Here is a 19492-nt window from a genome sequence, read left to right on the forward strand (position 1 = left end):
ATACAACAAATAAGGTTCTTTTCAGAACGTTAGCCCTCGGTCCAATGAGAAGGAGTATAGATATGAAAGACATTCAAGAAAAGCTGGACCGCAAAGATATTGCGGGCTTTCAGCATGATTTAATCGATTGGTATGAAAAAGAACAACGTACACTTCCATGGCGTGAAAATCAAGATCCATACCGCGTCTGGGTATCAGAAGTGATGCTCCAGCAAACGAGAGTGGATACGGTCATTCCGTACTTCAATCGGTTTATGGAGCAATTCCCGACGGTGAAGGATCTTGCTTTAGCTGATGAAGAAAAGGTCATGAAAGCATGGGAAGGTCTTGGCTACTACTCACGAGTGCGTAATTTACAGGCAGCTGTGAAAGAAGTCTATGAATCCTACGGGGGCGTTGTTCCTGATACGAAAGAACAATTTTCAAAGCTGAAAGGTGTAGGCCCATATACGAGCGGCGCAGTGCTGAGTATCGCCTATAACAAGCCATACCCTGCGGTAGACGGCAACGTGATGAGGGTCATTTCCCGTATCTTGTCCATATGGGATGATATTGCAAAACCAAAAACGAGAAACATTTTCGAATTTGCGGTTGATCAGCTCATTTCCCGGGAAAAGCCGTCAGAATTCAATCAAGGGCTAATGGAGCTAGGTGCGCTTATTTGCACCCCAACCTCTCCTGCATGCCTCATTTGTCCTGTAAACATGCATTGCTCGGCACTTGAGGAAGGCGTTCAGCATGAGCTGCCGGTGAAAAGTAAAAAGAAAAAGCCGACTGCGAAATCAATGGCAGCGGTGGTGTTATTTGATGATGCAGGCCACCTCTATATTCATAAGCGTCCAAGTACAGGTCTGCTTGCGAATTTATGGGAGTTCCCAAACATGGAAACAATGAAGGGAAGAAAAACGGAAAAAGAGCAGCTGATTGATTTCTTAAAAGAGGAAGCGGGTGTACAAGCAGAACTTGGTGATTTAGAAGGCACCATTCAACATGTATTTACCCACCTCATCTGGAATATTTCTGTTTTCTTTGGACGTGTGACCTCTGTATCTGATGACACGATGCTGAAAAAAGTCACAACAGAAGAATTTGAGGCATATGCTTTGCCAGTCTCACATCAAAAAATATGGAAGATGGCACTTGAACAGCCTAGTCATATTTAACCGTTGTACCATGGGTATAATCGGCTTCATTTCGGTGCAGACCCCCGCGGTTTTCAATTTCAGAAATGATTTCTCGATACTTAGATTGCCCTTCTTCGTTTAAATAAGGTAAAATTTGTTGGAAAGCATGATGAAAAAAAGCAAGCTCAGTATCTTTCCATTGATCCTTTGACATCATGCCAAGCTGGCTTAAATCGCGTCCGACATACATGAATGTAACCTCCTAATAGGAACTTTCCTATTAGTGTGAAGCGAATGGACGAAAACTATTCAAATCAGGAGATGAACCATAATGAACAAGCGTAAATGTGCACTAATTACAGGCAGCAGTAGAGGTGTCGGGAAAGAAGTAGCCCTTCGCCTGGCTGAAAAAGGATATGACATTGTCATTAACTATGCAAGAAGCAAAAAAGCAGCACTTGAAACAGCTGAAGAAATTGAAGCGATGGGTGTTAAAACATTAGTTGTCAAAGCCAACGTTGGTCAGCCAGAGAAAATCAAAGACATGTTCCAGCAAATTGACGAAACGTTTGGCCGTTTAGACGTATTTGTGAACAATGCGGCATCTGGCGTTCAGCGCCCAATCATGGATCTTGAAGAAAATCATTGGGACTGGACCATGAATATCAATGCGAAAGCCTTGTTATTCTGCGGACAAGAAGCAGCCAAATTAATGGAGAAAAACGGCGGCGGACATATCGTCAGCATTAGCTCACTAGGCTCTATCCGCTACCTTGAAAACTACACGGTGGTTGGTGTATCTAAAGCAGCACTAGAAGCTTTGACACGCTACCTATCCGTTGAGCTGTCACAAAAAAATATCGTCGTGAATGCCGTATCAGGCGGCGCCATCGATACAGATGCACTCAAGCACTTCCCAAATCGTGAAGAGCTATTAGAAGATGCTAAGAAAAATACACCAGCAGGCCGTATGGTGGAAATTAAAGACATGGTCGACAGTGTAGAATTCCTTGTATCAGGCAAAGCAGATATGATTAGAGGACAGACGATTATCGTCGATGGCGGACGTTCTTTGCTTGTTTAAAAAAATCATGAATAAGATGTACACCTTCTGCACAAATTAATGTGCGTGGAGGTGATAATGATGGATAAACAACAAAACAAAACAAACGCACAACAAGTGAAAAAACAAAACCAAGCTGCTGCACAAGGTGGTCAATATGGCACTGAATTTGCTAGCGAGACTGACGCACAGCACGTAAAAAAATACAACCAAAAAGCTGAGCAAAACAAACAACAAAACAGCTAATCACTGAAACAAAAGGAAGCACTTCATCTACGAATGAAGTGCTTTTCTTTTTGCCTCTCCCCACCATCCGACAAAACCTGTAAAACCTCTACATAAACAGTCAAAGGACTTCTTCCTTCTTTCAAGAAATGGTATAGATACAAAAAGTCGATACGAATGAAAGGGAGGAGTTAGATGTCTGATTTCGATCAGCTTGTCAGAGAACAAATGCAGCTTATGGATCAGCTGCTCGATGTACAAGGAGAACTCGATCTGTACCTAGAGACAGAAAAACGATTGCTGCAAGGTGAAAAAAAGGAAGAGCGGCATAAGCTTCATGATCAAATCAAACAGAAACGAGAGGAACTGCAAAAAGTCCAAACACTATTTACAAAACAGACTAAACAAGTCATCAATTCGTATAAACAAATGGAGAAGAGCTCAACCGTGATGTAAAAGAGTGTGCCGTTCAATTGGGTTGAATGGCTTTTTCATTTCATTTTTTAATGATGTAACGGTATAATATAATAGAGACATGTTTAGTTGGGAAATTAGGTCTTTGGACTGTTAGGTTTGTTTGTTATAGAAAGTAGGGGAGAAAATATGGGCTATCCCAAGGAAGGAGAAACCATCCAAATTCAAAGCTATAAACATAATGGCTTGATCCACAGGATTTGGAATGAAACCACCATTCTGAAAGCAACGGAATTGTGTATCATTGGTGCAAACGATCGAACAATGGTGACTGAATCCGATGGCCGAACATGGATGACAAGAGAACCGGCTATTTGCTATTTTCATGCAAAACAATGGTTTAATGTCATTGGGATGCTTCGAGATGATGGGGTGTATTATTACTGCAACATCAGCTCTCCTTTTGCGACAGATGAAGAGGCGATTAAGTATATTGATTACGACTTAGATGTCAAAGTCTTTCCGGACATGACGTATAATATTTTGGATGAGGATGAATATGCAGATCATAAGAGGCAGATGAATTATCCAAAAGAAATCGATAGTATCTTACGAGAGCATCTAAATACATTACTGCATTGGATTCACCAGCGGAAGGGACCGTTTGCTCCAGAATTTGTGGATATGTGGTATGAACGTTTTTTGCGTTATACAAAATAAGTAACAGCAGCTAAAACCTGTTTGGCTTTTCAAAGCCAACAGGTTTTTGATTGCGTACGGATAAGAGGCACTGATAGATTGGGAAGGAGATTTACATGGGGGTCATAAAACGTTACATGGCTTTTGTAACACCGTATAAAAAACAGATTGCATTGACAATGGTGATCGGAATGATTAAGTTCTCGATTCCCTTAACATTGCCTCTGCTTTTAAAGTATGTCATTGATGATGTGATTCAAGGCTCTGGATCGGCTGAAGAAAAAACATCCACTCTCTTTATTATTATGGGAATCATGCTTGTATTATTTTTAGTGATGAGACCGCCTGTTGAGTACTACAGACAATACTATGCGCAGTGGACAGGCAGTAAAGTATTATTTGATATTCGGGAAAAACTGTTCTCGCACATTCAAAAGCTAAGCCTTCGTTATTACGCCAACACGAGAACAGGGGAAATTATTTCAAGGGTCATCAACGATGTGGAGCAAACGAAGGAATTTGTCATCACAGGGCTTATGAACATTTGGCTTGATTTGATGACCGTCCTGATTGTGATAGCCATTATGTGTACACTGGATCTTAAACTCACCATTGTGTCTGTCATTATTTTTCCGCTGTATGCGTTAGCAGTGAAGTATTTTTACGGACGGCTTCGCAAGCTGACAAAAGAGCGGTCGCAGGCACTGGCTGAGGTACAAGGGCACCTGCATGAGCGAGTACAAGGAATGCCTGTCATTCGCAGCTTTGCGATTGAAGAATACGAACAAGAGAATTTTCACGATGAAAATAAAAATTTCTTAAACAAAGCGATCAATCATACGAATTGGAATGCCAAAACATTCGCCGTCGTCAATACGATCACAGACATTGCGCCGCTGCTCATTATTGCTTTTGCTGGCTATACCGTCATTAACGGGTCGCTTTCAATTGGGACAATGATTGCCTTCGTCGGCTACATTGACCGGATGTACAACCCGATTCGTCGTCTCATTAACTCATCGACGACTTTAACTCAGTCAGTAGCATCAATGGATCGTATTTTTGAGTTTATTGATGAACCGTATGAAGTAACAGACAAGCCGAATGCAAAAGAAGCCAATCACTTAAAAGGAGAGGTAGAATTTAAAGATGTGTCGTTCCGTTACGAACATACACAGGAAGAGATTTTACACAATATCTCCTTGAAAGTAGAAAAAGGTCAAACCGTTGCGCTTGTAGGAATGAGCGGCGGAGGGAAGTCGACACTCGTCAGTTTAATTCCAAGATTTTATGATGTCACAAGCGGATCACTTGAAATTGACGGCATTGATATTAAAGAGTACAAGGCAAGAAGCCTCCGGAATCAAGTCGGGATGGTGCTCCAAGATACGTTCTTATTCAGTGACACCATTAAAGAAAATATCGCTGTGGGAGACCCGGAAGCATCCTTTGAGAAAATTGTGTCGGCGGCCAAAGCGGCTAATGCCCATGAGTTCATCATGTCTCTTCCTGAAGGATATGACACAAAGGTAGGAGAACGTGGCGTAAAGCTATCAGGCGGTCAAAAACAACGAATTTCAATTGCGAGGGTATTTCTTAAAAATCCACCGCTGCTTATTTTAGACGAAGCGACGTCTGCACTTGATTTAGAAAGTGAACATTACATTCAAGAAGCGATGCAAAAGCTGGCAAAAGATCGCACAACTTTTATTGTTGCGCACCGTTTATCAACGATTACACATGCGGACCTCATTGTGGTCATGGAACAAGGCGAGATTGTGGAAAAAGGAACACATGAAGAATTAATGAACCGAGACAGCCACTATCGTCATCTATTTACCATTCAAACATTAAATTAGTAGAAGCCTATCCGATTCTAGCGGATAGGCTTTTTTATGCTTGTCAAAAACATGACATATTTCCCAGCTTGTCTCAATACAATTTTAAAAAGTATGACGGGATGGTGAAGATGTGAAAGAACAAGAAGTATTGCTAGATGTCAAACAGCTGTCTATTGCCTTTCAGCAAAAAAAGCAGAGAGTGCCGATCGTCCATGACATCTCATTCTCTATTCAAAAAGGAGAAACCTTAGGTATTGTGGGCGAATCTGGCTGCGGGAAAAGCATCACATCGATGTCTTTAATGGGGCTGAATCACCAAACAGAAACAACAGGTCACATACAATTTGAAGGTCAAAACCTGCTGTCACTGTCGGAGAAACAATGGCGAGAGGTCAGAGGGAATGACATCTCAATGATTTTCCAGGAACCCATGACTTCTCTCAATCCACTCATGACCATCGGCAAGCAAATGACAGAAGCCCTTTTCACACATCAGACTATCAGCCAAAAAGAAGCAAAAGTGAAGGCGGTAGATTTGCTTCAAACGGTTGGCCTGAAACAAGCAGCGTCATTACTCAAAAAATATCCACATGAACTTTCGGGCGGCATGCGTCAGCGTGTGATGATTGCGATGGCGATGCTGTGTCACCCAAAGCTCATGATTGCAGATGAACCAACGACTGCACTTGATGTCACCATCCAAGCACAAATTCTTCGTTTGCTCAAAAAGTTAAATGAAGAGATGGACACCGCTATATTATTTATTACTCATGATTTAGGCGTCGTGCGGCAAATATGCCAGCGTGTCATGATTATGTATGCCGGTCGAATCGTAGAAGAAGGAACCGTTGACCGTATTTTCCAAAAACCTCTCCATCCCTACACGAAAGGTCTTTTCGCCTCTGTTCCATCATTTAAAGAGAAAAAAGAAAAACTCATGTCTATTGCGGGTCATGTACCTAAGCCAGGAGCTATTCGGTCCGGCTGTCAATTTGCACCACGCTGTCCATATCAAATGACGCAATGTCTTGAAAAAGACCCATCTTTACAATCCATTTCACACAATCACCGCGTCGCATGTTTTCTAATGGAAGGAGGAGAAGACACTGAATCACCCACTGTTGCAAGTGAATCAACTGACGAAGCGTTATGACACATCGGCATTTTTTTCTAAACACAAACAGACGACTTTGGCTTTAAATCAAGTGTCCTTTCACGTGAAAGAAGGGGAGACGCTCGGCATTGTGGGCGAATCTGGCTGCGGGAAATCAACCCTTGGCAAAAGCTTAATGAGATTAATCGAACCGACTTCTGGCTCAATCCAAATGAAAGGAAAAGAAGTGACGCTTCTGAAAGAACGAGACATGCGTTCCTTCAGAAAAGACATTCAAATGATTTTCCAAGATCCATACGCTTCCTTAAATCCACGAATGAAAATCAAAGACATTTTAGAAGAACCGCTCATTGTTCATAAACATGGAACAAAAGCAGAAAGACAAAAGCGGGTAAAAGAGATGCTGCACATTGTTGGGTTTGACCCATCCTATGGAGACCGTTATGCGCACCAATTCAGCGGCGGTCAGAGGCAGCGTATTGGAATTGCTAGGGCGCTGATTACTCATCCAAGTCTTGTGATTGCCGATGAGCCAGTTTCCGCTTTAGATGTATCGGTTCAAGCGCAAATATTGAATTTAATGCTCGAATTGCAAAAGACGCTTTCTCTGACGTACTTGTTTGTTTCTCACGATCTAGGCGTTGTCAAGTATATGAGCGACCGAATTGCAGTGATGTACGCTGGCCGTATTGTAGAAATGGGTCCTGCGGAGGACGTATTTCACAAGCCGCTTCATCCTTATACATCGCTTCTTCTGAAATCCATTCCACATATGGATCACGTGCTGGAAACGCAGGATGTGTCAGCGGAAGAATCCAACCTGGTGTCAGAAGATGGCTGTCCTTTCTATAAAAGATGTCCAAAAAGGTGGGCGCAATGCTTGCAAGATGTTCCGCCTTTGTATGAGGAGGAAACAGGCCATGCAGCTGCGTGCTATTTATATCAAAAGGAGGAACACAATGAAGAAGACATGGTTATTCAGTAGTTTCATTCTTGTGCTAGCACTTGCGTTATTTTTAGGGGGCTGTTCATCTTCATCAACATCAGAAGAAAAAGCCACCAAAGACACTCTCGTATTCGGCAGAGGAGGGGACTCTACGTCACTTGATCCGATTACAACAACAGAAGGCGAAACCTTCAAGGTTACAGAGAATATGTTTGAAAAGCTTTTGAATTACGGTGAAAAAGACACGACCATCCATCCGGGCCTCGCAACAGAATGGGATGTTGCAAAGGACGGAAAATCGTACACGTTCTACTTAAGAGAAGGTGTGAAATTTCACGATGGCACAGATTTTAATGCAGAAGCAGTGAAATTCAACTTTGACCGCTGGATGAATGGAGATGCCGAAAAATTTCCTTACTACGGCATGTTTGGCGGCTATAAAAAAGATAAAGGGCATGTCATTAAAGACATCATCGTTAAAGGAGAGCATGAAATTGAATTTCAACTCAAACGCCCGCAAGCAACATTTCTGAAAAACATCGCCATGTCACCATTTGGTATCGCTAGTCCTGCAGCAGTTGAAAAAAGCGGTGATTCATTTAGAGAAAACCCAGTGGGCACAGGACCATTTAAGTTTAAAGAATGGAAGCAGAACGACCGTATTGTCTTAGAAAAGAACGAAGATTACTGGCAAAAAGATAAACCAAAACTGAAACAAATCATCTTCCGCTCTATTCCTGAAAACTCTGCTCGTTTAAATGCGCTTAAAACAGGCGAAATCGACTTAATGGATGGCGTCAATCCGTCCGATTTAGATGGCATTAAAACAGACAAAGCGCTCCAGCTGATTGAAAGACCATCCATGAACGTAGGTTATATCGGGCTGACAGTGACTAGAAAGCCGCTTGATAACAAGTTGGTTCGTCAGGCACTCAATTATGCAGTTGATAAAGAATCAATCATCGAGTCGTTTTATGGAGGACTTGCTGAACCAGCAAAAAATCCACTTCCTCCGTCATTAGAAGGCTACAATGACGAGATTGAGCCATATCCATATGATCCGGAAAAAGCAAAAGAACTATTGAAAGAGGCAGGCTTCCCTGACGGTTTTCGTATCAAGCTTTGGGCAATGCCTGTGCCGCGTCCATATATGTCAGACGGGATGAAGGTAGCTGAAGTCATTCAGTCAAACTTTGAAAAAGTTGGTGTCAAAGCCGAAATCGTCACATATGATTGGGCGACTTATTTAGATAAAGCAAGTAAAGGCGAAGCAGATGTGTTCTTATTAGGATGGACAGGGGACAATGGCGATCCTGATAATTTCATCTATACATTATTAGATAAAGACAGTATTGGCGGTAACAACTATACATTCTTCCAAAACGATAAAATGCATGACATCCTCATTGAAGCGCAGACCGATACGGATCAAAAGAAGCGAAATGAATTATATCAAGAAGCTCAAGAAATCATTCATGATGAAGCGCCTTGGATCCCATTAGTCCATTCAATTCCAATGCTTGCCGCATCTAAAGATTTAAAAGGCTACCAGCCGCATCCGACTGGTTCCGAAGCATTGACTGACGTATATTTCGAATAAGCAAATAAGGGAGATCGTTCGATCTCCCTTATCCAAACAATGAAAAGGCGGTGAAAGCTGTTTGTTTGCTTATTGTATGAAGCGAGCAGGAATGCTCATTCCAGTACTGATCGGAATGACCTTAGTTGTATTTTCTATTATTCGGTTTATCCCTGGAAATCCGGCGCAGGTCATCTTAGGACAGCGGGCAACGAAAGAAGCAGTAGAGCAATTGACGATTCAGCTTGGTTTAGACCAGCCGTGGTACGTACAATATGGTCACTACATGCTGGGGCTTTTAAAAGGTGATCTAGGGACTTCCATACGAACAGGAGCGGCTATTGCCCAGGAAATGAAGCCTTACTTATTCGCTACATTAGAATTGACTTTCTTCGCTATGTTGCTGGCGATTATTGTCGGTGTGAATGCCGGAATCATTAGTGCATGGTTTAAACATTCTTTCTTTGATTATGTGGCCATGTTTATTGCGCTCATTGGGGTGTCCATGCCAATTTTCTGGTTAGGCTTAATGGGACAGTGGCTATTCTCGATTGAATTAGGTATTTTGCCGACAACAGGACGAGAAAACGTCAGAAATCCGGTAGAGTCGATCACCTATATTCATACGCTGGACACGCTTTTGCAAGGGCGATTTGATCAATTCTTTGACAGCATCAAGCATTTAATTTTACCAAGTACCGCTCTCGCAACGATTCCTGCTGCGATTATTGCAAGGATTACGAGGGCAAGTATGCTAGAAGTTCTTCATTCAGATTTTATTCGAACAGCAAAAGCAAAAGGGGTACGTTCATTTTTCATCATTTATCAGCATGGGCTGAAAAATGCGCTTATTCCGATTTTAACGATTATTGGTCTTCAAACAGGTCTCTTGCTAGGCGGAGCCATTTTAACAGAAACGATCTTTGCTTGGCCGGGAATTGGGCGGTATATTTACGATGCAATTAGCTATCGTGATTATCCTGTTATTCAAACTGGCATTCTTGTTGTTGCGCTCATATTTGTGCTGATCAATTTCATTGTGGATATCTTGTATGCAGTCATTGATCCGAGGATTAAATACTAGAGAAGGGAGAGTGACGACATGGAAGCGCAAAAAGAGCTTCAAGCACCTAAACAAAAGGAAGAACGCTCTCAAGCACTGATTCTTGAATCGATGAAACTGTTCTTTCAGCACAAGCTGGCGGTCATTGGCACTGTGATTGTCTTTTTATTTCTTATCCTAGCAATCTTTGCACCGCTCATTGCTCCTTATGGAATCAACGAGCAGTCACTAGGCGAACGATTTAGTGCCCCTTCAGCTGCGCATTGGTTTGGTACGGATGATTTCGGGAGAGACATATTTTCTAGAGTCGTGCATGGAGCTCGGATTTCATTATGGGTGGGTTTCTTCTCTGTTCTCGGGTCGGTTATTTTAGGGACATTGCTTGGATTGATGGCAGGTTACGGCGGTAGATTACTGGATGCTGTCATCTCAAGACTATTTGATATTTTACTCGCTTTTCCTAGCATTCTATTAGCGATTGCGATTGTTTCCATCTTAGGACCTTCCTTACAAAATGCCCTAATTGCCATAGCGATTATTAACGTCCCCACATTTGGCCGGCTGGTTCGTTCAAAGGTGCTGAGCATTAAGCAAGAAGAATATGTTTTAGCAGCAAAGGCAGTCGGGATGTCACACCGCCGCATCGTTCTTCGTCACATTCTGCCAAATAGTATGGTGCCGGTCATCGTTCAAGCGACGCTTGCGATTGGTACTGCCATTATTGAAGCGGCCGCTTTAGGATTTTTAGGATTAGGTGCACAAGCGCCAAGCCCAGAGTGGGGGAAAATGCTTGCAGATGCGAGACCTTATCTCGTACAAGCGCCATGGACTTTATTTTTCCCGGGGATTGCGATCATGCTGACGGTTCTTGGCTTTAACTTGATGGGAGATGGATTAAGAGACACCCTTGATCCTAAAATGAAGAAAATAAAATAAGATCGATTCTAAGAATTGGTCACAGTGTGTAGACAAACCCTCGCATTCTTTGTCAGTCCTGCGTGCTGGTGCTCACGAATATGGCATTCGCTCCGCTCCAGTACTCGTCCTTCCTTGATTTCAAGGGTTTTCAACTACGCTGAAAAGAAGACAAAGGGCTAAATAAAGATCATTTTAGCCCTTTGTCAAAAATGTAAGCCCGATTCTTAGAATCGGGCTTTTGTATTTAAGCTTCTTTTTCTTCTGTCTCAATCTCACTATCTTTTGGGTGATACGTTTGGAAGCTTGTAATTAAAGTATCTAGATGCTCCAATTCATCACGGTATTCAATAATACTCGACATCACATTCAGCATATTGTAATCCAGCAAGTCGTTTTCTTGATTTTGCTGATGCTGAATAAATGATTTCGTTAATGTTTCAAGACGAAGAGAGCATTCATTTTGGAAGTCATCGTCCTGCGGTTTCATTTTTCCAACAAATTTCATTAAGGTACGTTCATGCCAATAAAGTAAATAATCAATCTCATCTGTTAAGCTCTCTCTGAAATGCTCTGGCATCAAATGAATTTCATTTTCTAACTTATGAAGCTTTTTCAGCAAGTACAGTGCTCGATTAGACGTCATGATTGCCTGTCTGAATAAAACAAGCTTTCTAGATTTGACATAAGTTGTTTTCTTTAAATAGCTTCGTTCTTCTTTGTATAACAAGTAAATGTGATCTAATTTGATCATACGTTCTTTTATTTGATCGATGTCATCCTTTAAAGTGGAATGATCAGTAGACTGTCTGGAGCTCAGACGGATCCATTTTAAAATCTCCTCCGTATTTTCCATAATGTGATGAACAAGCTTTGTTTCATACTTTGGCGGCAGGAAAATCAAATTCACTAAAAATGAAGAAAGTACGCCTAACACCACAGTTGCTGTTCGAATTAAGGCAAAGGAAAGGAAATGATCCCCTGCACTTTCTAAAATCGCGATGACGGTTACGAGTGCAATCGGAATCGTGTGTTCAATCTTCAGCTTTAAATTAATCGCAATGACCATGACGGCAGTTAAGCCGATGATGACTGGTCCTGTGCCAAAAAGCAGACCGAACGTAATGGCAAGTGCTGCTCCAATAATATTGGCTTGCACTTGATCAACAATCGTTAAAAATGATCGATAAATAGATGGCTGGATAGCAAATACAGCTGCAATTCCCGCGAAGACGGGTGTCGGCAACCCAAGCCATGTTGCCAGGTAAAGCGCGAGTACAATGGCAATACCAGTTTTTAAAATACGGGCTCCAAGTTTCATTGGTTTTGTCCCTGCATTCCTTTCTTTTCGATAATAGATGACCACTTGTCATATATCATAAATATTTTGATGAAACAACTAAGTAATATACAGCGGTCTTCCGAAATATTCAAGTGATTTTTGAAAGTTCATGAAAACATCAAAAGAAGGTATTGAGAAAAAATGTAACAGATTCACTTGCTTTTGACAATCAAGAGCTGGTAAATAAAAAAACAGACGCATGAATTTACGTCTGTTTTTCTCTTCATTATGATTGTTTCAGCTGTTCAAACGCATGATCTACTGCTTTGAGCGTTTCAGAAATATCATTTTCAGTATGTGCAATGGTTAAGAACCAAGCTTCATATTTAGAAGGGGCGAGGTTAATACCTTGTGCGAGCATGAATTTAAAGAAACGGGCGAACATTTCACCATCCGTATTTTCAGCCTGCTCGTAGTTCACAATCGTTTCCTTTGTAAAATAAATGGTGAGAGCACCTTTTAAGCGATTCACTGTAATATCTACTTGATGTTTTTTTGCGTGGGCTAAAATTCCCTCTTCTAGCATGGCCCCGAGCTGATCAAGACGTTCGTAGACCCCGTCTTCTTTTAACACTTCCAAGCATGCAATACCAGAAAGGATAGAGGCGGGATTACCTGCCATCGTACCAGCTTGGTAGGCTGGTCCAAGCGGGGCGACTTGCTCCATAATTTCTTTTTTGCCGCCGTAAGCGCCGATTGGAAGACCGCCGCCGATAATTTTACCTAATGCAGTGAGGTCAGGTTTTACTTGAAGCAAGTCCTGTGCACCACCATACATAAAGCGGAAAGCTGTAATGACTTCATCATAGATGACTAGAGCCCCTTTTTCATGAGTCAGGTCATTAACCTGCTGCAGAAAACCGTCTTTAGGCTCTACGATGCCAAAGTTCCCGACAATTGGCTCGACAAGAACAGCTGCTACTTCATCACCCCAGCGGTCTAATGCTTCTTTGTAGCTGTCTATATCGTTGAATGGAACGGTAATGACTTCATTGGCAATACTTTTAGGCACGCCCGCTGAATCTGGTGTTCCTAAAGTGGAAGGTCCAGAGCCGGCCGCAACTAGCACAAGATCAGAATGGCCGTGGTAACATCCGGCAAACTTAATGATCTTTGTTCTGCCTGTATAAGCGCGAGCGACACGGATTGTCGTCATCACAGCTTCTGTACCTGAATTGACAAAACGAACTTTGTCCAAAGCAGGCATCGCTTCCTTCAGCATCTTAGCAAAAGTGACTTCATGCTTCGTTGGTGTTCCGTAAAGGACACCCGTCTCGGCTGCTTTCGTGATGGCTTTTGTAATATGAGGATGAGCATGTCCCGTAATAATTGGACCGTATGCTGCTAAATAGTCGATATAACGGTTTCCGTCAACATCCCAAAAATAAGCGCCTTCTCCTCTTTCCATTGCAACAGGTGACCCGCCGCCCACTGCTTTATATGAACGAGATGGGCTGTTAACCCCTCCAACAATATGCTCCAGCGCCTCTTGATGTAATTTTTCTGATTCGGTGAATTTCATAAATAGCCTCCTATCTCAACGTATCACGTCGTCTATCATTATTTTAACATGCCGATGCAAGCGTCCTTAGTTGAATATCTTCTCGAAATTGGATAGGCTAATGAAAAAATAGGTTGGAGGGATTGTATCATGACAATCGAAGTGGGGCAGCAAGTACCTGATATTGAATTACTTGGTGATAATGGAGAGAAAGTGAAGCTCTCTGATTTTAAAGGGAAACACATTGTCCTTTATTTTTATCCAAAAGATATGACGCCAGGGTGTACAACGGAAGCCTGTGATTTCCGTGACCGCCATCAAAGCTTTGCCGAATTAGATGCTGTCATCATCGGCGTAAGCCCAGACGGTCAAGACAAGCACCAAAAGTTTAAAGAAAAACATGACTTACCTTTCCTGCTTCTTGTAGATGACGAACAAAAATTGTCTGAAGCTTTCGGTGTATGGAAGCTGAAAAAGAACTTTGGTAAGGAATACATGGGAATTGAACGCTCAACGTTTCTTATTAATAAAGAAGGAAAGCTTGTGAAAGAGTGGCGTAAAGTAAAGGTGAAAGATCATGTGGAAGAAGCGCTTGAGGAACTGAAAACTCACGCTTAATATGTTGACGAGATGAGATCGGCAGTCGTGCCGGTCTTTTTTGTATAGAAGAATAGGTAAAAAAGAGGATTGTAATTGACAAAGTTTCGGCTCTGGGGGTACACTATTTATAAAGATTATAATATAAGAATATTTTTGAAAAGAGAGGTGCATGATGAAATGGCTGCTCACGAACTAAAAGACGCTTTAGATGCTCTAAAAGAAACCGGTGTTCGAATTACTCCGCAGCGCCATGCCATCTTGGAGTTTCTCGTAAATTCTATGACACACCCAACCGCGGACGATATATATAAGGCACTTGAAGGAAAATTTCCTAATATGAGTGTAGCAACGGTTTACAACAATTTACGAGTCTTCCGGGAATCTGGATTAGTAAAAGAATTAACGTATGGGGATTCCTCAAGCCGATTTGATTTTGCGACATCTGACCATTACCATGCGATTTGTGAAAACTGCGGAAAGATCGTTGACTTTCACTATCCTGGCCTTGATGAAGTAGAACAGCTTGCATCCCATGTAACAGGTTTTACAGTAAGTCATCATCGCTTGGAGATCTATGGCACTTGTCAAGAATGTGCAAAAAAAGAAAATCATTAATGAAAAAGCTGACCAGTTGAATGGTCAGCTTATTTTTATGACTTTTTTCGATTGTAGGATTCATCAAACTCTTTGCCTTCTAATGCTGGATCGAGTGTAAGTGGCTCTCTGCAATGCATGCACATGTCCACCCGCCCAAGCACTTTTGTTTCCTTCTCACAGCCTGGACATACGACCCGGACTGCCTTCGTAGAAAGCATACCGATCCAAAAGTAAACGGCTGTACTCAATCCAATCGATAACACGCCGAGTAGCATAAAGAAGGTCGACAGCCAGACCGATTCCTTGAAGAACACACCGATATACATGATCAAAAAACCAACAAAAACCAAACTAAGTGCAAATGTTCTGATTTTATTAATCTTACTGGAGTATTTCGCCATCCCTAGACCCCCTCATCTCCAATATAGCACATTTTACCTTTCTGTTTGAATTAGTTATAGAGTTTTGTGAATAAATTGCTTATAATGATTCAACGATCTTTTTTCATGTATTGAAGGAATTTTGATTCTATGAGGAGAAATACATAGCATTAGAGAAGAACCTTACACCCGAGTATTGGAGGAATCACTATGGAAAATCTTCTCCGTCCTATTTATCAAGAGAGAGCAAGTCATCCAGATACATTAGCTGTGATTATAGTAGAAAGAAGGCATAAAGTATCTTCTGAGACGGATAACTTTGATGCAGCGCTTCTAGTCATCGTAAAGGATGCGGAAGAACCTTTATTTATTAAGCACTATGAATCCGATCACCAGACAGCTTCTTTAAATGTTGTCACAGATGATCAGCTGAAGGAATGGATTACCTTAGGTACCAACAGGCGTATTATTGATTGGATTTTAAACGGAAAAGTCCTGTTTGATCGAAATGAATATATTTTCAACTTGATTGATGAACTGAGTACATTCCCGTTTTCTAACCGTAAGCTCAAAATTGGTTTAGAATATGGCAAGCTCATTCGCAGATATATAGAAGGAAAAGCATTTTTTGAATCAAATCAATTCCTCGATGCATATAATTCCATTGTGCATGCCCTGCATCATCTGGCGCGTATTGAAGTGATTGATAAAGGCTTCCACCCAGAAGTGACCGTTTGGAACCAAGTACGTCATATGGAGCCGGAAGTATATAAACTTTATTCAGAGTTGATTGAAAGCCACGAAAGTCTTCATAAACGGTTAGAACTTTTATTCCTAGCGAATGATTTCTTGATTCATTCAAAAGCAGAAATTGGTGCGGCTCATTTGCGTCATGTCATGGAACAGCAGGATATTTGGCTGTTTGGCGAGCTTCTTGCACATCCTGATCTCAAACATTTCACACCTGATCTTAGTGTGATGATTGATTTCTTTGTGGAAAAAGGAATTGTGCTAGTAGAGCCAATTGAGACGAAGGGGCAAAAAATCTATCATCGAGGATATTTTGTTAAAAAAGATATTGACGTATGAATATTATGATGGTATATTATTAAACGTCGCTAATGAGCAACTGAGTTGCTTTGAAAGAAAAGCGGACAAAAAGAAATTCAGAAAAACACTTGACGCACACGATGCTCAAATGTTATATTAAGAAAGTCGCCTCTGAGCGATAATGAAGATGATCTTTGAAAACTAAACAAGACAAAACGTACCTGTTAATTCGAGTTTTTATAAAAAAATCCTATGATACATCATAGGTAGTCAGTCAAACGCTGACGAAAAACAAAACTTCGGTTTTGTACTTTTTCGGAGAGTTTGATCCTGGCTCAGGACGAACGCTGGCGGCGTGCCTAATACATGCAAGTCGAGCGGACAGAAGGGAGCTTGCTCCCGGATGTTAGCGGCGGACGGGTGAGTAACACGTGGGTAACCTGCCTGTAAGACTGGGATAACTCCGGGAAACCGGAGCTAATACCGGATAGTTCCTTGAACCGCATGGTTCAAGGATGAAAGACGGTTTCGGCTGTCACTTACAGATGGACCCGCGGCGCATTAGCTAGTTGGTGAGGTAACGGCTCACCAAGGCGACGATGCGTAGCCGACCTGAGAGGGTGATCGGCCACACTGGGACTGAGACACGGCCCAGACTCCTACGGGAGGCAGCAGTAGGGAATCTTCCGCAATGGACGAAAGTCTGACGGAGCAACGCCGCGTGAGTGATGAAGGTTTTCGGATCGTAAAGCTCTGTTGTTAGGGAAGAACAAGTGCAAGAGTAACTGCTTGCACCTTGACGGTACCTAACCAGAAAGCCACGGCTAACTACGTGCCAGCAGCCGCGGTAATACGTAGGTGGCAAGCGTTGTCCGGAATTATTGGGCGTAAAGGGCTCGCAGGCGGTTTCTTAAGTCTGATGTGAAAGCCCCCGGCTCAACCGGGGAGGGTCATTGGAAACTGGGAAACTTGAGTGCAGAAGAGGAGAGTGGAATTCCACGTGTAGCGGTGAAATGCGTAGAGATGTGGAGGAACACCAGTGGCGAAGGCGACTCTCTGGTCTGTAACTGACGCTGAGGAGCGAAAGCGTGGGGAGCGAACAGGATTAGATACCCTGGTAGTCCACGCCGTAAACGATGAGTGCTAAGTGTTAGGGGGTTTCCGCCCCTTAGTGCTGCAGCTAACGCATTAAGCACTCCGCCTGGGGAGTACGGTCGCAAGACTGAAACTCAAAGGAATTGACGGGGGCCCGCACAAGCGGTGGAGCATGTGGTTTAATTCGAAGCAACGCGAAGAACCTTACCAGGTCTTGACATCCTCTGACAACCCTAGAGATAGGGCTTTCCCTTCGGGGACAGAGTGACAGGTGGTGCATGGTTGTCGTCAGCTCGTGTCGTGAGATGTTGGGTTAAGTCCCGCAACGAGCGCAACCCTTGATCTTAGTTGCCAGCATTCAGTTGGGCACTCTAAGGTGACTGCCGGTGACAAACCGGAGGAAGGTGGGGATGACGTCAAATCATCATGCCCCTTATGACCTGGGCTACACACGTGCTACAATGGACAGAACAAAGGGCTGCGAGACCGCAAGGTTTAGCCAATCCCACAAATCTGTTCTCAGTTCGGATCGCAGTCTGCAACTCGACTGCGTGAAGCTGGAATCGCTAGTAATCGCGGATCAGCATGCCGCGGTGAATACGTTCCCGGGCCTTGTACACACCGCCCGTCACACCACGAGAGTTTGCAACACCCGAAGTCGGTGAGGTAACCTTTATGGAGCCAGCCGCCGAAGGTGGGGCAGATGATTGGGGTGAAGTCGTAACAAGGTAGCCGTATCGGAAGGTGCGGCTGGATCACCTCCTTTCTAAGGATATATGGAGCAGCGTACGTTTTTCGTCTTGTTTAGTTTTGAAGGATCATTCCTTCAAAACATGTCTCTAGCGAGACAGGATTGTTCTTTGAAAACTAGATAACAATAAGTAATACATTCACATTGAATGCAATGCAAAGTTCATCACACATAGTGATTCTTTCTAAAGTAAGAAATGGTTAAGTTAGAAAGGGCGCACGGTGGATGCCTTGGCACTAGGAGCCGATGAAGGACGGGACGAACACCGATATGCTTCGGGGAGCTGTAAGCAAGCTTTGATCCGGAGATTTCCGAATGGGGAAACCCACTGCTCGTAATGGAGTAGTATCCATACTTGAATACATAGAGTATGAGAAGGCATACCCGGGGAACTGAAACATCTAAGTACCCGGAGGAAGAGAAAGCAAATGCGATTCCCTGAGTAGCGGCGAGCGAAACGGGAACAGCCCAAACCAAGAGGCTTGCCTCTTGGGGTTGTAGGACACTCTATACGGAGTTACAAAGGAACGATATAAGCGAAGAGGTCTGGAAAGGCCCGCCAAAGAAGGTAACAGCCCTGTAACTGAAATGTTGTTCTCTCCAGAGTGGATCCTGAGTACGGCGGAACACGTGAAATTCCGTCGGAATCCGGGAGGACCATCTCCCAAGGCTAAATACTCCCTAGTGACCGATAGTGAACCAGTACCGTGAGGGAAAGGTGAAAAGCACCCCGGAAGGGGAGTGAAATAGATCCTGAAACCGTGTGCCTACAAGTAGTCAGAGCCCGTTAACGGGTGATGGCGTGCCTTTTGTAGAATGAACCGGCGAGTTACGATCCCGTGCAAGGTTAAGCAGAAGATGCGGAGCCGCAGCGAAAGCGAGTCTGAATAGGGCGCATGAGTACGTGGTCGTAGACCCGAAACCAGGTGATCTACCCATGTCCAGGGTGAAGTTCAGGTAACACTGAATGGAGGCCCGAACCCACGCACGTTGAAAAGTGCGGGGATGAGGTGTGGGTAGGGGTGAAATGCCAATCGAACCTGGAGATAGCTGGTTCTCTCCGAAATAGCTTTAGGGCTAGCCTCAAGGTAAGAGTCTCGGAGGTAGAGCACTGATTGGACTAGGGGCCCCTACCGGGTTACCGAATTCAGTCAAACTCCGAATGCCGATGACTTATCCTTGGGAGTCAGACT

17 protein-coding genes, 2 rRNA genes and 1 pseudogene (1 of these 20 cut by a window edge) are annotated in these 19492 nt (G+C 43.1%); 16 read left to right on the forward strand and 4 right to left on the reverse strand.

From position 1 onward, the window contains the following. The first annotated feature begins 62 nt into the window (after positions 1–62). Positions 63–1163, forward strand: a complete 1101-nt coding sequence (mutY, locus tag NSQ17_RS04325) for an A/G-specific adenine glycosylase (RefSeq protein ID WP_039167932.1) — start codon at positions 63–65, stop codon at positions 1161–1163. Here mutY and NSQ17_RS04330 read toward each other — a convergent pair. Then, on the reverse strand, positions 1150–1374 hold the full coding sequence (locus NSQ17_RS04330; RefSeq protein ID WP_008341962.1) for a hypothetical protein: 225 nt from the start codon (positions 1372–1374) through the stop codon (positions 1150–1152). The two genes, mutY and NSQ17_RS04330, sit on opposite strands and share 14 nt — an antisense overlap. A gap of 81 nt (positions 1375–1455) precedes the next feature. Here NSQ17_RS04330 and fabL point away from each other — a divergent pair, with 81 nt between their 5' ends. The 10 genes and pseudogenes from fabL (at position 1456) to NSQ17_RS04380 (ending at position 11004) form a co-directional block, all read left to right on the forward strand. Beyond that, positions 1456–2208: an enoyl-[acyl-carrier-protein] reductase FabL gene (fabL, locus tag NSQ17_RS04335; protein ID WP_007496726.1), complete on the forward strand. Its 753-nt coding sequence runs from the start codon at positions 1456–1458 to the stop codon at positions 2206–2208. 75 nt (positions 2209–2283) lie between these two features. After that, a pseudogene (locus NSQ17_RS04340) lies at positions 2284–2433 on the forward strand (gamma-type small acid-soluble spore protein); the annotation flags it as partial. 174 nt (positions 2434–2607) lie between these two features. Then, positions 2608–2868 (forward strand): YgaB family protein, encoded by a 261-nt coding sequence (locus NSQ17_RS04345; RefSeq protein ID WP_206116094.1) that lies wholly within the window; start codon positions 2608–2610, stop codon positions 2866–2868. A 147-nt stretch (positions 2869–3015) separates the two neighbouring features. After that, positions 3016–3546: a DUF402 domain-containing protein gene (locus NSQ17_RS04350; protein WP_008341956.1), complete on the forward strand. Its 531-nt coding sequence runs from the start codon at positions 3016–3018 to the stop codon at positions 3544–3546. A gap of 95 nt (positions 3547–3641) precedes the next feature. Beyond that, positions 3642–5384, forward strand: a complete 1743-nt coding sequence (locus tag NSQ17_RS04355) for an ABC transporter ATP-binding protein (RefSeq protein WP_008341950.1) — start codon at positions 3642–3644, stop codon at positions 5382–5384. Positions 5385–5496: 112 nt separating this feature from the next. Continuing rightward, positions 5497–6519: an ABC transporter ATP-binding protein gene (locus NSQ17_RS04360; RefSeq protein ID WP_019743186.1), complete on the forward strand. Its 1023-nt coding sequence runs from the start codon at positions 5497–5499 to the stop codon at positions 6517–6519. Further along, entirely contained in the window at positions 6488–7465 is a 978-nt protein-coding gene (locus NSQ17_RS04365) for an ABC transporter ATP-binding protein (protein WP_342467896.1), read from the forward strand. Before NSQ17_RS04360 ends, NSQ17_RS04365 begins: the two co-directional genes overlap by 32 nt. Next, a complete protein-coding gene (locus tag NSQ17_RS04370) occupies positions 7440–9026 on the forward strand; it encodes an ABC transporter substrate-binding protein (protein ID WP_342467897.1) in 1587 nt (528 codons plus the stop codon). The genes NSQ17_RS04365 and NSQ17_RS04370 overlap by 26 nt, the downstream gene beginning before the upstream one ends. 61 nt (positions 9027–9087) lie before the next feature. Continuing rightward, the gene (locus tag NSQ17_RS04375) at positions 9088–10089 is read left to right on the forward strand and encodes an ABC transporter permease (protein ID WP_007496737.1); all 1002 of its coding nucleotides are present in this window, start codon (positions 9088–9090) and stop codon (positions 10087–10089) included. 18 nt (positions 10090–10107) lie between these two features. Continuing rightward, positions 10108–11004, forward strand: coding sequence for an ABC transporter permease (locus NSQ17_RS04380; protein ID WP_342467898.1), 897 nt, complete (start codon positions 10108–10110; stop codon positions 11002–11004). 226 nt (positions 11005–11230) lie between these two features. On the opposite strand, the gene NSQ17_RS04385 is transcribed toward NSQ17_RS04380, so the two are convergent. Beyond that, positions 11231–12304: an aromatic acid exporter family protein gene (locus tag NSQ17_RS04385; protein WP_024718258.1), complete on the reverse strand. Its 1074-nt coding sequence runs from the start codon at positions 12302–12304 to the stop codon at positions 11231–11233. Positions 12305–12551: 247 nt separating this feature from the next. After that, positions 12552–13847, reverse strand: coding sequence for a glutamate-1-semialdehyde 2,1-aminomutase (locus NSQ17_RS04390; RefSeq protein ID WP_285529413.1), 1296 nt, complete (start codon positions 13845–13847; stop codon positions 12552–12554). A 129-nt stretch (positions 13848–13976) separates the two neighbouring features. Here NSQ17_RS04390 and bcp point away from each other — a divergent pair, with 129 nt between their 5' ends. Both bcp and perR read left to right on the forward strand, forming a co-directional pair. Next, the gene (gene bcp / locus NSQ17_RS04395) at positions 13977–14444 is read left to right on the forward strand and encodes a thioredoxin-dependent thiol peroxidase (protein WP_342467899.1); all 468 of its coding nucleotides are present in this window, start codon (positions 13977–13979) and stop codon (positions 14442–14444) included. Between the two features lie 159 nt (positions 14445–14603). Next, positions 14604–15041, forward strand: a complete 438-nt coding sequence (perR, locus tag NSQ17_RS04400; RefSeq protein WP_003217782.1) for a peroxide-responsive transcriptional repressor PerR — start codon at positions 14604–14606, stop codon at positions 15039–15041. A gap of 35 nt (positions 15042–15076) precedes the next feature. On the opposite strand, the gene NSQ17_RS04405 is transcribed toward perR, so the two are convergent. Beyond that, positions 15077–15424 carry a YgzB family protein gene (locus NSQ17_RS04405; protein ID WP_007496750.1) on the reverse strand — a complete coding sequence of 116 codons (348 nt, stop codon included), beginning with the start codon at positions 15422–15424 and terminating at the stop codon, positions 15077–15079. A gap of 189 nt (positions 15425–15613) precedes the next feature. Between NSQ17_RS04405 and NSQ17_RS04410 the strand changes: the two genes are divergently transcribed. From NSQ17_RS04410 to NSQ17_RS04420, 3 genes are all read left to right on the forward strand, one after another. Beyond that, entirely contained in the window at positions 15614–16492 is an 879-nt protein-coding gene (locus NSQ17_RS04410; RefSeq protein WP_025206981.1) for a nucleotidyltransferase-like protein, read from the forward strand. Between the two features lie 273 nt (positions 16493–16765). Beyond that, a 16S ribosomal RNA gene (locus NSQ17_RS04415) occupies positions 16766–18314 on the forward strand. Between the two features lie 183 nt (positions 18315–18497). Further along, positions 18498–19492, forward strand: a 23S ribosomal RNA gene (locus NSQ17_RS04420) (it continues 1936 nt past the right edge of the window). The 16S and 23S rRNA genes sit together here, the layout of an rRNA operon.

The sequence above is a fragment of the Bacillus sp. FSL W8-0629 genome (assembly GCF_038593225.1).
Lineage (GTDB): Bacteria > Bacillota > Bacilli > Bacillales > Bacillaceae > Bacillus > Bacillus altitudinis.

What these genes read in the sequence shown, in the direction of transcription:
- mutY (WP_039167932.1), top strand. Translation starts at nt 63, where the DNA reads ATGAAAGACATTCAAGAAAAGCTGGACCGCAAAGATATTGCGGGCTTT.
- NSQ17_RS04330 (WP_008341962.1), bottom strand. Translation starts at nt 1,374, where the DNA reads ATGTATGTCGGACGCGATTTAAGCCAGCTTGGCATGATGTCAAAGGAT.
- fabL (WP_007496726.1), top strand. Translation starts at nt 1,456, where the DNA reads ATGAACAAGCGTAAATGTGCACTAATTACAGGCAGCAGTAGAGGTGTC.
- NSQ17_RS04345 (WP_206116094.1), top strand. Translation starts at nt 2,608, where the DNA reads ATGTCTGATTTCGATCAGCTTGTCAGAGAACAAATGCAGCTTATGGAT.
- NSQ17_RS04350 (WP_008341956.1), top strand. Translation starts at nt 3,016, where the DNA reads ATGGGCTATCCCAAGGAAGGAGAAACCATCCAAATTCAAAGCTATAAA.
- NSQ17_RS04355 (WP_008341950.1), top strand. Translation starts at nt 3,642, where the DNA reads ATGGGGGTCATAAAACGTTACATGGCTTTTGTAACACCGTATAAAAAA.
- NSQ17_RS04370 (WP_342467897.1), top strand. Translation starts at nt 7,440, where the DNA reads ATGAAGAAGACATGGTTATTCAGTAGTTTCATTCTTGTGCTAGCACTT.
- NSQ17_RS04380 (WP_342467898.1), top strand. Translation starts at nt 10,108, where the DNA reads ATGGAAGCGCAAAAAGAGCTTCAAGCACCTAAACAAAAGGAAGAACGC.
- NSQ17_RS04385 (WP_024718258.1), bottom strand. Translation starts at nt 12,304, where the DNA reads ATGAAACTTGGAGCCCGTATTTTAAAAACTGGTATTGCCATTGTACTC.
- NSQ17_RS04390 (WP_285529413.1), bottom strand. Translation starts at nt 13,847, where the DNA reads ATGAAATTCACCGAATCAGAAAAATTACATCAAGAGGCGCTGGAGCAT.
- bcp (WP_342467899.1), top strand. Translation starts at nt 13,977, where the DNA reads ATGACAATCGAAGTGGGGCAGCAAGTACCTGATATTGAATTACTTGGT.
- perR (WP_003217782.1), top strand. Translation starts at nt 14,604, where the DNA reads ATGGCTGCTCACGAACTAAAAGACGCTTTAGATGCTCTAAAAGAAACC.
- NSQ17_RS04405 (WP_007496750.1), bottom strand. Translation starts at nt 15,424, where the DNA reads ATGGCGAAATACTCCAGTAAGATTAATAAAATCAGAACATTTGCACTT.
- NSQ17_RS04410 (WP_025206981.1), top strand. Translation starts at nt 15,614, where the DNA reads ATGGAAAATCTTCTCCGTCCTATTTATCAAGAGAGAGCAAGTCATCCA.